Source organism: Faecalibacterium sp. OF04-11AC, assembly GCF_003460645.1.
Classification (GTDB): Bacteria; Bacillota; Clostridia; order Oscillospirales; family Ruminococcaceae; genus Faecalibacterium; species Faecalibacterium prausnitzii_I.
In genome coordinates, this window is sequence record NZ_QTVP01000005.1 from 41,149 (window position 1) to 53,533 (window position 12,385).

14 protein-coding genes and 2 pseudogenes are annotated in these 12,385 nt (G+C 58.6%); all 16 read right to left on the bottom strand.

The genetic code is table 11. The annotated features are described in order from the left end of the window. Window positions 1-74 precede the first annotated feature (74 nt). Entirely contained in the window at window positions 75-935 is an 861-nt protein-coding gene (gene prmC / locus DXA70_RS03755) for a peptide chain release factor N(5)-glutamine methyltransferase (protein WP_128117665.1), read from the bottom strand. Continuing rightward, window positions 929-1,874: pseudogene (locus DXA70_RS03760) on the bottom strand (DUF1385 domain-containing protein). Before DXA70_RS03760 ends, prmC begins: the two are co-directional and overlap by 7 nt. Before the next feature lie 18 nt (window positions 1,875-1,892). Continuing rightward, window positions 1,893-3,314, bottom strand: coding sequence for a HAMP domain-containing sensor histidine kinase (locus DXA70_RS03765; protein WP_112115455.1), 1,422 nt, complete (start codon window positions 3,312-3,314; stop codon window positions 1,893-1,895). Between the two features lie 199 nt (window positions 3,315-3,513). Next, window positions 3,514-4,215, bottom strand: coding sequence for a response regulator transcription factor (locus DXA70_RS03770; protein WP_022257058.1), 702 nt, complete (start codon window positions 4,213-4,215; stop codon window positions 3,514-3,516). A 130-nt stretch (window positions 4,216-4,345) separates the two neighbouring features. Next, a complete protein-coding gene (locus DXA70_RS03775; RefSeq protein ID WP_243001067.1) occupies window positions 4,346-5,389 on the bottom strand; it encodes a hypothetical protein in 1,044 nt (347 codons plus the stop codon). Window positions 5,390-5,496: 107 nt separating this feature from the next. Beyond that, window positions 5,497-5,649: a hypothetical protein gene (locus DXA70_RS14090; protein WP_243001068.1), complete on the bottom strand. Its 153-nt coding sequence runs from the start codon at window positions 5,647-5,649 to the stop codon at window positions 5,497-5,499. Between the two features lie 195 nt (window positions 5,650-5,844). After that, window positions 5,845-6,186: a 50S ribosomal protein L17 gene (rplQ, locus tag DXA70_RS03780; RefSeq protein ID WP_005934891.1), complete on the bottom strand. Its 342-nt coding sequence runs from the start codon at window positions 6,184-6,186 to the stop codon at window positions 5,845-5,847. Between the two features lie 26 nt (window positions 6,187-6,212). Beyond that, complete coding sequence (locus DXA70_RS03785) at window positions 6,213-7,169, bottom strand: DNA-directed RNA polymerase subunit alpha (protein WP_112115457.1); 957 nt, start codon at window positions 7,167-7,169, stop codon at window positions 6,213-6,215. A 113-nt stretch (window positions 7,170-7,282) separates the two neighbouring features. Beyond that, window positions 7,283-7,885, bottom strand: a complete 603-nt coding sequence (rpsD, locus tag DXA70_RS03790) for a 30S ribosomal protein S4 (protein WP_112115458.1) — start codon at window positions 7,883-7,885, stop codon at window positions 7,283-7,285. Window positions 7,886-7,888: 3 nt separating this feature from the next. After that, window positions 7,889-8,314: a 30S ribosomal protein S11 gene (gene rpsK / locus DXA70_RS03795; RefSeq protein WP_128117666.1), complete on the bottom strand. Its 426-nt coding sequence runs from the start codon at window positions 8,312-8,314 to the stop codon at window positions 7,889-7,891. Window positions 8,315-8,328: 14 nt separating this feature from the next. Continuing rightward, the gene (rpsM, locus tag DXA70_RS03800; RefSeq protein WP_005937976.1) at window positions 8,329-8,700 is read right to left on the bottom strand and encodes a 30S ribosomal protein S13; all 372 of its coding nucleotides are present in this window, start codon (window positions 8,698-8,700) and stop codon (window positions 8,329-8,331) included. Between the two features lie 82 nt (window positions 8,701-8,782). Continuing rightward, window positions 8,783-8,896 carry a 50S ribosomal protein L36 gene (gene rpmJ, locus DXA70_RS03805; protein WP_005921832.1) on the bottom strand — a complete coding sequence of 38 codons (114 nt, stop codon included), beginning with the start codon at window positions 8,894-8,896 and terminating at the stop codon, window positions 8,783-8,785. 35 nt (window positions 8,897-8,931) lie between these two features. Continuing rightward, the gene (infA, locus tag DXA70_RS03810) at window positions 8,932-9,183 is read right to left on the bottom strand and encodes a translation initiation factor IF-1 (protein WP_112115459.1); all 252 of its coding nucleotides are present in this window, start codon (window positions 9,181-9,183) and stop codon (window positions 8,932-8,934) included. Window positions 9,184-9,526: 343 nt separating this feature from the next. Then, complete coding sequence (gene map / locus DXA70_RS03815; RefSeq protein ID WP_022256985.1) at window positions 9,527-10,318, bottom strand: type I methionyl aminopeptidase; 792 nt, start codon at window positions 10,316-10,318, stop codon at window positions 9,527-9,529. Between the two features lie 2 nt (window positions 10,319-10,320). Then, window positions 10,321-10,953: an adenylate kinase gene (locus tag DXA70_RS03820; RefSeq protein WP_022256984.1), complete on the bottom strand. Its 633-nt coding sequence runs from the start codon at window positions 10,951-10,953 to the stop codon at window positions 10,321-10,323. 137 nt (window positions 10,954-11,090) lie between these two features. Further along, window positions 11,091-12,385: pseudogene (secY, locus tag DXA70_RS03825) on the bottom strand (preprotein translocase subunit SecY).

Consider the following 12,385-nt stretch of genomic DNA (forward strand, 5'->3'; position numbering starts at 1 on the left):
CTTCTTCTCATTTCTCTCTTAGTATACCACAAATCCAGGATATTACAACAAGAAGTTGTTCTCTTTTTGCAATTTTATGGGTACGATCTCCGGGCCAGAATGCACCGGTCGTTGCCGCCGTAGTCTTTGCGGCATGCGATGTCCACCCAGCCGTTTGCCGCCAGCAGGGCAGTTACCGCTTCCCGCTGCTGCCAGCCGATCTCCAGCGCCAGCGCTCCGCCGGGCCGCAGGGCGTTCTGGTAGTGTTCCGCAAGGGCGCGGTAAAATACCAGCCCGTCCTCCCCGGCTTCCAATGCCATGGCCGGTTCCCGGGCCACCTCGGGCTGCAATTGCTGCATCTCGGCGGCGGTCAGGTAGGGCGGGTTGGAAACGATGAGGTCCAGCTCCCCCTCCGGCAGGCCTTGCCAGTAGTGGAACAAGTCCCCCTCCACGGCCCGCGCCGTCCCCTGTTTCAGCGCCGAGACGGCATTCTTCTTTAAGTATCGGAACGCCTCCGGGCTCTTTTCCACGCAGGTGACGTCCGCTTCCGGGCAGAAGCGTTTGACCCCCAGCCCCAGACAGCCGGTGCCGGCACAGAGGTCCAGCACTTTGGGCGCTTGTACCCCTGCCAGCATCTGAGCGGCAGCTTCCGCCACTACCTCCGTGTCGGCCCGGGGGCAGAGCACGCCGGGGCCCACCGCCAGCTCAAAATCCAGGAACGGCCAGCTGCCGCAAAGGTATTGCAGCGGCTCCCGCTGCTCCCGCCGGGCCGTCAGGGCTTCCAGCTTTGCGGCTTGTTCCGCGGTCAGGGGCCTGTCCGCCAGCCGGGCGTCCTGCCCTGTCACCAGCCGGAACAGCTCCCCGGCGTCAAAATCCGCATCCGGGCAGCCTGCGGCGGTCAGGCGGGCTTCCACCTCCCGCAGGGCCTCCCGGGGCTGCATTCCCGCGTTTACCATTTGCCGTCCTCCGGGTTCTCGGGCAGAACGGGCGTCACGGCTGCAATGGCCACTTCGATCATGCTGTCGTCCGGCTCAAACACGGTCAGGTGCTGCACCCAGATACCCGGCTGTCGGATGATCCGGGTGGCGATGTTGTCCGAGCGGCCACACCACTTGAGCAGCTCATAGCTGATGCCCATGACCACCGGGAGGAGCAGCAGCTTGAACACCACCCGCAGCCCGGTGCTGGACCAGGGCAGCACACTGTACAGAAACACGCTGACGATGACCACCAGGATCAAGAAACTGGTGCCGCAGCGGGGGTGGAACCGGGTGTACTTGCGCACATTCTCCACAGTGAGCGGGTCGCCCGCCTCATAGCAGGCGATGGTCTTGTGCTCGGCCCCGTGGTACTCAAACACCCGGTGGATCTCTTTCATCTTGGAGATGGCCACCATATAGGTCAGAAAGATGCCCACCTTGAGCACCGCTTCGAGGATGACTTTGCCCCAGCGGCCCAGCGGGATAAGATGGTTCAGCCCGCCGACCAGCACCGTGGGCAGCACGGTAAAGAGCAGGATGGCAAACAGGCCGCCCACCACGGCAGCCGCCGCCAGCAGAAAGTCCTCGGCCTTTTTGCCAGATGGTCGCCCACCCATTTTTCAAAGGCAGATTCCTCGGCCTCGGCGTCATAGTCGTCGCCCATGCTCACCTGTGCCGAGTACATCATGTAGCGGTAGCCCATGATGAGGCTTTCGACCATCGAGATGGCGCCCCGCACGAGAGGAATTTTTGTCCAGATGCCGTGGGTAGGGGTATCTTCCAGCTTGGTCTCAATGGTGCCGTCCGGCTTGCGCACGGCGCAGCAGATCTTCTTGGGCCCCGCATCATGATGCCTTCCATCAGTGCCTGCCCGCCCACACTTGTTTTAAAGCGTTCCTTGTTGGGTCGATTCATGGAGTTCTCCTGTAAGATTTATTTTTGATAGAGCGGCAGCCCCAGTGTGACCACGGTGCCGCGGCCCAGGGTGCTCTTGATGTCCAGCGTGCCGTCCAGCGCCGTCATGATGGAATCCACCAGCGCCAGCCCAATGCCGCTGCCCCGTACCGAGTTGCTGCCCTTGTAAAACTTGGTCTTGACATTTTCCAGGTCTTCCGGCGGGATGCCACGGCCCTGGTCAATGATCTCAATAAACGCCTTGTACTGGCCTTTCCAGAGCTTGACGGTGATCCGCCCGCCGGGGGCCGAATACTTGATGGCGTTGTCCAATATGTTGATAAAGACCTGCCGCAGGCGGTCCGGGTCGGCATAGACCGGGATCATTTCCTCCGGTTCGGTATAGGAGAGGATCATCCCCTCCTGCCGGATGCGTGCCTCGCAGAAGAGGACGGCATCGGTCAGCTCGGCCACCAGATCCAGCGGGTGGTTGTTCATCTGGATGCGGCCGTTCTGCAGACGGCTGAAATCCAGCAGCTCCTCCACCATGTTGTACAGGCGGACCGTCTCGTTGTTGATGATCTCCAAGCCCTTGCGGTAATTCTCGTCGGCAGGGTCATTCAGGGCGCGCAGGGTCTCCACCCAGCCCCGGATCGAGGTGAGCGGCGTGCGCAGCTCATGGGAGACCGAGCTGATGAACTCGTTTTTCATCTTCTCGGTCTCTTCCAGCCCCTCGGCCATCTGGTTGATGGTCCCGCGCAGCCGGTCCACCTCGTCCCGCTGGTCGCCGGTCACGGGCAGGCGGACATCCAGCTCCCCCCGGGCGATGGAGGCGGCCGTCCGTTCCACCTGGCCCAGCGGCACCACGATGCTCCGCACAAAGTACAGGCCCGACATCACCGTAAACACCAGGATCGCCAGCACGATGACCGCACTGACGGCAATGGCATTCTTGAGCTGCCGTGTCACCAGCGTCATACTGGTCACCAGCCGCATGGCCGCCACGTCCTCCGCCGCGTAGGGCACCAGATAGCAGACGGACATGACCTGTTCCCCGCTCTGGGTCTTGTAGAGGGCCACCCCCATGCCGTCCACGGCATCCTGTGCCTGCTCAAAATCGCTCTGGGTCACGATGCCGTCAGCGTCCGTGCCGCTGGAGGACGCAATGACGCCGCCGTAGCTGTCCAGCAGCATAAACTCGTATTTGTCCTTATCGGAAAACTGCTCCACCATCCGGCGGAGAGCCACACTGCGGCTGGCGGAAGCTTTCTGAGCCGTGTCGCCCGTATACATCTTGAGCTGTCCCGTGATGGAAGAAAACCGCCGCACCATGGTCTGCTGCACGCCGTTGTAGTAGCTGCGGGTGTAGCTGTAGAGGAACATTCCCTCCACCAGCACCAGCAGCAGCACCGTCAGCAGCAGGTTGCCCCGCAGCCACCGGCGGGTGATCCCGCTTCGCATTGGCATTTTCCTCCTTTCCAGTTTGCCACCCTTGATTGCAGGGCCCGGCATTTTACGTTTTAAAAAAACTTTTTTGGTTTCGTATCCGTTTCCCGACCTGCCAATGGCTCCCCTGTCAGGAAAGACTCCCCCGGTCGGGGGAGGTGGCACGAAAGTGCCGAAAGGGGAGTGGCTGGCACGCGAAGCGTGACTGAGAGGTTTACTCCTCCCACCGGTAGCCATAGCCCCACACCGTCAGGATATGGGTGGGGTGGCTGGGCTCGTCCTCCACTTTCATCCGGAGGCGGCGGATGTTCACATCCACGATCTTCACATCGCCGAAGTAGTTTTCTCCCCAGACACCTTTCAGGATGCGTTCCCGCACCAGCGCCACGCCGGGGTTGCGGAAGAACAGCTCCATGATCTGGAACTCCACCTGAGTCAGCTCAATGGGCTTGCCTGCCTTGAGCAGCACACGGCGATTCTCGTCCAGCACAAAGCTGCCGCTGACGAGCGAGGACGGGGCATTCTCCCCGGCATCGTTCCCAGCCGAGCGGCCCACACGGCGGCAGAGCGCCTCCACCCGGGCCAGCAGCTCACTGACGCTGAACGGTTTGGTCATATAGTCATCGGCACCGATGGACAGGCCGCGGATCTTATCCTGCTCCTGCCCCTTGGCGCTCAGAATGATAATGCCGATCTTCTGATCGGTGCGGCGGATGGTCTCGCAGAGCGAGAAGCCATTCATCCCCGGCAGCATCACATCCAGGATGGCCGCGTCGCAGCCGGGCCGCTGTTCCAGCAGAGGAAGTGCCGCTTCAGCGCTGTCGGCCTCTACTGCTTCCATTCCGGCCAGCCGCAGGTTCAGTGCGATCATCTCGCGGATGCTGGCTTCGTCCTCTACAACAAGTACTTTTACCATCATATCCTCCGTTTTGTTGACAAATTTCCGTTTGATTCCGCCTTTTTCGTTCTGCGCAATGCTGCCCCTTTTGCCAAGGGCTCTCCCTCTGGGAGAGCGGACAGAACCGATCAGGCTTTGGCCGGGAGGGCTAGTTCAAGCGATACAGCGAGCGGGACAACCGGTAGGTCTCGTCCGCAATGGTCACGTCGGGGCCAAATTTGGCCTGCATCTGGCGGGACGCCACCATGCCCAGCCGGGTCCAGCCCGCCGCATTGGCGCTGTTGGAAGCCAGCCGCACCGTCAACACCAGCTTGTTCTCGTCCACGGTGCGCAGCTCTACGGCTCCCTCTACCTCGGTGCTGTCGGTCAGCATCAGGTTGCCCTCCCATTCCATGGGCAGCTCGATATAGCAGTTGGTCTCCTCGTCCAGCAGACCAAAACTCTTTTTGGGGTCCGGGCTGGTGTAGTCCATCCAGACGATAAAATCCATCCGGCGGCTCTGGCTCATATTCAGCAGGCCCGCCTCATCCGGCTGGGTGGGGATCTCCACCGTGCCGTCGCCATCCAGATCCCGGCTCACCAGAGTGGACACGTTGCGCAGGGATTCGTTGTACAGCTCCTGCGTGCTGATCTGGTCGGCGGGGATCATCTGCTGGCTCTCCTCATCAAAGTGGAGGAGGACCGTGGCCAGATTGTTGCCGGAAATACCGGTCCAGCCGTCCAGCACCAGATAGCGCTTTCCATCCGCTCCGACGCCGGCCGCCACCGAAGCACAGCCGGAGAATTTATCCGCCGAGAGGCCCATGACCGCCACCTGCTGGAACGAACCATCCCGGTCCACGGTCAGCAGCTCGATCTGCACCCCTCCATCTTCCAGCGTGGACATCAGAATCAGGTCCTGATTGCCTCCGCCCGTGATATCTTCCACAAGGTACTGCTCATAGGATTGTTCGAGGATGGCGGAGAGCTCCCCATCCTCATAGGAGTAAACCGCCAGATAGTTGTCTCCCCGGGAGGCCACATAGCCCACCACCAGCTGGGTGGAGCCTCCTGCCTGTAACCGCGCCAGCCGGACGGTATCTACCGTATCAGCCAGGCCCTCCAGATTCTGCCGCACTTCCCAGTTGCCCCCGGCATCTTTCTGCAAAATTGCGATGCAGACATTGGTGCTCTGGGCTGTGGTGTAAAACACGGCGGCATCCTGCACCCCGTCGCCATCCAGATCCTGCAAAACGAACGGAGAGAGCAGCTCGCCCTGTAGCGGGTACTTGAGCTGTGCGCTCTCCCCAAGCCAGTCGTTCAGCGCGGACTGCAGGGCACCGTAATCGCCCGCCAGCTGCGCGCGCGGAGCAGGTCTTCCACCTGCCGGTTTTCCTCCAGCGGCATGTTGCAGCCCGTCAGCAGCAGGCCCAGCAGTGCACAGACCGCCAGCAGTCGGCCAAGCTTTTTCAACAGTCCTCTCCTCCCTCCGTGGAAAATTTCCCGAATCATACAGTATTCAGTATAGCACGCGGCGGGGGTAAATCCAAGAGCCATTCCGTGAACTTTCCGGGAACAGCCTCCTCCCTTTGCCGCCGCTGAGACACAAAAACGCCCCCTCCAACTGGGAGAGAGCGTTTTGTACACTGTTTAAACAGTCAGAGTCGATCAGACGAGCTCCAGAACTGCCATCTCAGCTGCGTCGCCGCGGCGAGCGCCGATCTTGATGATGCGGGTGTAGCCGCCGTTGCGGTCAGCGTACTTGGGGCTGATCTCATCAAACAGCTTCTTTGCAACATCTTCCTTGGTGATGTAGGCGTAGACCTGACGCTTGGTGTGCAGGTCGCTGGCCTTACCCAGGGTGATCATCTTCTCGGCCATGGAACGAACGTCCTTAGCGCGAGTGACAGTGGTCTCAATCTTGCCATTCTCTAACAGGTAGGTAACCATAGCGCGCATCATAGCGTTGCGGCTGTCGCTGGTTCTACCGAGCTTTCTGGTACCGGGCATCCCGTTTCACTCCTTAATTATTTTAGTTACTCATCATCTGTGTTCAGCTTAAAGCCCAGGGAGTCCAGCTTTGCCATGACTTCCTCGAGGCTCTTGCGGCCGAGGTTACGGACTTTCATCATCTCGTCCTCGCTCTTGCTGACCAGATCCTCCACCGTGTTGATACCGGCACGCTTCAGGCAGTTGAACGAACGGACGCTCAGATCCAGCTCTTCAATGGTCATCTCCAGAGCCTTTTCCTTGTCGTCGTTGGTCTTCTCCACCATGATTTCGGTGCCAGCGGCCTCATCGGACAGGTTGACAAACAGGTTCAGGTGCTCGGTCAGCACGCGGGCAGCCAGAGAAACGGCCTCCTGCGCATTGATCGTGCCATCGGTCCAAACCTCAATGGTCAGCTTGTCGTAATCGATCGCCTGGCCAACACGGGTGCTCTCAACGTTGTAATTCACCTTGAGCACGGGGGTGTAAATGCTATCGACGGGAAGAGTGTTGATATCGTTCTTCTCGACGATGGCCTGTTTGTTGCGCTCAGCCGGCACATAGCCGCGGCCTTTGTCGAAAGTGAGCTCCATGACGAGCTTGCCGCCCTCGCCCAGGGTCGCAATGTGCCATTCAGGGTTCAAGATCTCAATATCGTCGCCCTGCTTGATGTTGTCGGCGGTGACCTCACAGGGGCCCACTGCCTCAACACGCACTGTCTTCGGACCATCGGTGTACAGCTTTGCAGCAATACCTTTCAGGTTCAGGACAATTTCGGTAACGTCTTCCTTGACGCCCTCAATGGTGGAGAACTCGTGAACAACGCCGTCGATCTTGACGCTGGTCACGGCGACACCGGGCAGAGAGGAAAGAAGCACACGACGCAGGCTGTTGCCCAGTGTGATGCCAAAGCCACGCTCCAGAGGTTCTGCCACGAACTTGCCATAGCGGCCGTCCGGAGACAGGCTTGCCGTTTCGATTTTGGGACGTTCAATCTCCATCATATCTATGCCCTCCTTGTCAAACCGATGTACTCATCGGCCCATTATTAAATTCTTTCAAAGAAAAGAATGCGAAAGATAGTCCTCCACAAAGGAGGCCCAGCCTTCTTAATGGATTACTTGGAGTACAGCTCGACGATGAGGTGCTCTGCAACTTCGTAGTCGATGTCGCTGCGCTCGGGGAGCTTGGTGACGACGCCCTTCAGGGAGCCGGTCTCGCGGTTCAGCCAGGAGGGCAGAGCCACAACGGGAGCCTCGGGGCCAGTCAGCTTTGCAAACTTTGCAGAGGAGCGGCTGGACTCACGCACTTCGATCACGTCACCGGCCTTGACCTGGTAAGAGGGGATGTTGACCTTCTTGCCATTGACGGTGAAGTGAGCGTGGCTCACCAGCTGGCGAGCGTCGCGGCGGGTCTGAGCAAAGCCCAGGCGGAACACGACGTTGTCCAGGCGGCACTCCATGATCTGGAGCAGGTTCTCACCGGTCTTGCCGGGGCGAGCCTCAGCGCGCTGGTAAGCATTGTGGAACTGCTTCTCCAGAACGCCGTAGATGAACTTGACCTTCTGCTTCTCTTTCAGCTGAGATGCGTACTCAGACTGCTTCTTGCGCATGTTGCCATTGGAGTTGCGGGTAGTATTCTTCTTTGCATAGCCCATGACCGCAGGAGAAATGCCCAGGGCCTTGCAACGCTTTGCGATAGGCTGCGTATTCTTTGCCATAATTCAATTTCCTCCTTCGATCAGACACGACGGCGCTCGGGGACGGCAGCCGTTGTGGGGGATAGGAGTCACGTCCTTGATCAGGGTGACTTCCAGGCCGGTAGCCTGCAGCGCGCGGATAGCGGACTCACGGCCAGCGCCGGGGCCCTTGACGTAGACTTCAACAGTCTTCATGCCATGCTCGATAGCAACCTTAGCTGCGGTCTCAGCAGCAGACTGGGCTGCAAACGGGGTGCTCTTGCGGCTGCCACGGAAGTTCAGGGAGCCAGAGGAGCACCAGGACACTGCATTACCCTGCAGGTCGGTGATGGTAACAACAGTATTGTTGAAGGTAGACTGGATATGAGCCTGACCAGCAGCAATGTTCTTGCGCTCTTTCCGCTTCATGCGGACATTTGCGCCCTTTTTGGCGTTATTTGCACTTGCCATTTCTCAAATCCTCCTTACTTCTTCTTGTTAGCGACAGTGCGCTTCGGGCCCTTGCAGGTACGTGCATTGGTCTTGGTGCGCTGGCCGCGGCAGGGCAGATTCTTGCGATGGCGAGTGCCACGGAAAGACTGGATCTCAACCAGGCGCTTGATGTCCAGAGCAACGTTGCGGCGCAGGTCGCCCTCAACGATGATGTTCGCCTGATCGATGTAGTCACGGATCTTAGCCTCTTCTTCCAGAGTCAGGTCCTTGACGCGGGTATCGGGGTTGATGCCAGTTGCTTCCAGGATCTTGTTAGCAGTGGTCTGACCGATACCGTAAACGTAGGTGAGACCCACCTGAACGCGCTTCTCGCGGGGCAGGTCAACGCCGGCAATACGTGCCATAGTAGTTTCCTCCAAAAATCATCCCATGTCCGTGTCGGGGTCTGCGCCGGGACTCTACGCACTTGACCCCCAGGCGCCCGAATTAGCCCTGGCGCTGCTTATGCTTGGGGTTCTGGCAAATGACCATCACGCGGCCTTTGCGGCGGATGACCTTGCACTTTTCGCAGATGGGTTTCACGGAAGGCTTGACCTTCATGATGTTGAACCTCCTTTTGGTTGATACCCTGGTGCTTATTTGGAGCGCCAGGTGATGCGGCCCTTTGAAAGATCATAGGGCGACATTTCGACGGTGACCTTGTCCCCGGGCAGGATTCGGATGAAATTGGTCCGGAGCTTGCCGGAGATGTGCGCTAAGAGGACGTGCCCACTGGGTGTGAGCTTCCCGGTGTTCTTATCCTCGCTCAACATTTCCACCTTGAAGATGGCGTTGGGCATGGCTTCACGCACGATGCCTTCGATTTCGATGACGTCTTCTTTAGACAAGCTATTTGCCTCCTCATTTGGATCTGCTCAGTTTGTCGTGTAGGGACGGACAGGCGGCGATGAAAGCCACATACTTCTTCTCCTGCGGCACAAAATCCGCAAAGTGGGCAGAAAATCCCTGTCCACCGAGAAAGCATCTGGCTGTCACGGCCATTTATAGATTATACACCTCTCGCCGCCATTTTGCAAGTACTTTTTTCCGTATTTCCGATAAAAATTTCCGCCTCGTTTCGGAGGCGGAAATTTCGGCTCTGTTTTGCGCGCTTGCACCGCGTAAAACAAATTTTTTCACAAAAACTTGGCAGATTTGCACAAAGTCAGACTCTTTTGCTGCCTGCAAAGCTTATTTCAAGGAGAACTTCTCCGGGTCGAAATCCGGATCATCCCAGAAACGGGTCATGATCTCGGTGTGGTCTTTCAGGATGGCGATGGAGTGCTCAAAGTGGGCAGCCAGGCCGCCGTCCTTGGTCTTGACCGTCCAGCCATCGCTCAGCTGCTTGATCTTGCAGTCATACTGGCAGATCATGGGCTCAATGGCAATGGTCATGCCCGGCACCAGACGCGGGCCGCGGCCTGCGTGGCCATAGTTGGGCACTTCGGGGTCCTCGTGCAGCTCACGGCCGGTGCCGTGGCCCACGAACTCCCGCACCACCGAGAAACCGGCGTCCTCGCAGTAGGTCTGGACAGCCTGGCCGATGTCGCCAATGCGGTTGCCCGCAATGGCCTGCTCAATGCCTTTATAAAGAGAGGCCTTGGTCACATCCATCAGGCGCTGTGCTTCGAGATCGACTTTGCCCACCGCATAGGTGCAGGCATTGTCGCCGTTGAAGCCGTCGATCTTGGCGCCGGTGTCAATGCTGACGATGTCGCCCGGGCGAATGACCTGGTCGTGAGACGGGATACCATGAATAATGGTATCGTTCAGGCTGATGCAAGCCGTGCCGGGGAAGCCGTACAAACCCTTGAAGTTGGGCTTGCCGCCGTGCTTGATGATAAAATCATAGATGATCTTATCCAGTTCCCAGGTGGTCATACCAGCCTCGATGTGCTCTCCGCCATATTTCAGGGCGGCCGCGCTCAGGGCGTTGGCCCGGCGCATTCCGTCCAGTTCTTTCGCATTCTTGATCTGAATCACTTTTATGCCTCCAAAGCCTTCATCACTTCTGCCGTGGTGGCCTCGATGGACGGGCTGAACGGGATGACCGCCAGCTTGTTGCGCTCCTTGTAGAATGCCACCAGCGGCTCGGTCTGCTCGTGATAGGCTTTCAGACGGTCGAGCACGGTGGCGGGCTCGTCATCCTTACGGGTGACCAGCTTGCCGCCGCAGCAGTCGCACACGCCCTCCACTTTGCTCTTCTTGTTGATGATGTGGTAGCTTGCGCCGCACTTCTCGCAGACGCGGCGGCCGCCCATGCGCTCCACGATGACTTCATCGGCCACGGACAGCTCCACAGCCTTGTCGATCTGGATGCCCATTTTCTCAATGGCCTCTGCCTGTGCGATGGTGCGGGGCACACCGTCCAGGATAAAACCGTTTGCGCAGTCCGGCTGAGCCAGACGCTCTTTCAGGATGCCGATGATGACTTCATCGGGCACCAGAGCACCGGCGTCCATAAAGCTCTTGGCTTTCAGGCCCATCTCGGTGCCATCCTTGACAGCAGCGCGGAGGATATTGCCCGTGCTGATGGAGGGGATGTTCAGCTTTGCGCAGAGGATCTCGGCCTGCGTGCCCTTACCGGCGCCGGGAGCGCCCAACAGAATCAGATTCATAGGATCTCTCCTTTCCTTGGTTCAAGGATATGTTGTTTGAGCCAACTAACGGTTCACCAAAGCAAAAAAGCACTGAAAAGTCCGAGCGTACTCTCCTTTCCAGTGCTTTCTCACATCAGTGCTTTAATTGTTTGGGATCAGCCCAGGAAGCCCTTGTGGTTGCGCATCGTCATAAAGCTGTCGAGGCTGCGGGTGGTGTCAAGCGCCACACCAACAACGATCAGCAGGCTGGTACCACCCAGCTGGATGCTCATACCGGTCAGGTTGCCCAGAATGATCGGCAGTACAGCCACCGCAGCCAGGAAGATCGCGCCCAGGAGGGTGATCTTGTTCAGGGTGCGGGTGATGAAATCGCTGGTCGCTTGCCGGGACGGAAGCCGGGGATCGAGCCGTTGTTGCGGCGCAGATTGTTGGCGATCTCAACGGGGTTGTACTGGATGGCCACATAGAAGTAGTTAAAGGCCAGGATCAGCAGCAGGTAGATGACGACGTACAGCGGCGACGTGTAGTTAAAGGTATGGAAAAATGCATACCAGAACGGATGCGCTGCCTGGTCGATCTGCAAAAAGCTGCCGATCGTGCCCGGGATCGAAACCAGAGCGGAAGCGAAGATGATCGGCATGACACCGCTCATGTTCAGCTTCAGCGGCAGGTAGCTGTTCTGCCCGCCCATCTGCTTGCGGCCCACCACGCGCTTGGCGTACTGGATGGTGATACGGCGCTCAGCGTTCGTCATAATGACGATGAACACGATCACGACCAGTGCCAGAACGACCAGCAGGGGCAGCAGAATGTAGAACTGGGTCTCACCAGCGGCGGCGCGGGTCAGCAGACCGGCAACCGTCGTGTACAGGGAAGACCAGTTGGAAACGATCGAAGAGAAGATCAGGAGGGAAATGCCATTGCCAATTCCCTTGTCATCGATCTGCTCGCCGCACCAGGTGATCAGCTGAGCACCCGCGGTGAACGTTGCAATGATGACCACGGCGGTAAAGATACCGGCCGTGCCGCTCGTATACTTCAGTGCGCCCATATTGCGGATCACGAAATAGTAGCCAATGCTCATCACCAGACCGATGATGCCGCCGGCGTACCGGGTGATCTGCTGCAGCTTGGTCTGTCCGTCGGGTTCCTTTGCCAGGTTCTCCAGCGAGGGGATCGCAACGGTCAGCAGCTGCACAATGATGGAGGCGTTGATATAGGGTGTCACACCTAACGCGAAGAGCGTGCACCGGGACAGCGCACCGCCGCTCATCATATCCAGATAAGCGAGCATGTTGCCGTTGGAGAACATCTGCGTCAGTGCAGAGCTCGTGATAAACGGCACCGGGATCGCACTGCCCAGACGATACACCACGAGGATCGCCAGCGTGAACAGGAGACGATTTTTAAGCTCGGGGATCTTCCATGCGTTACGGAATGTCTGGAACAC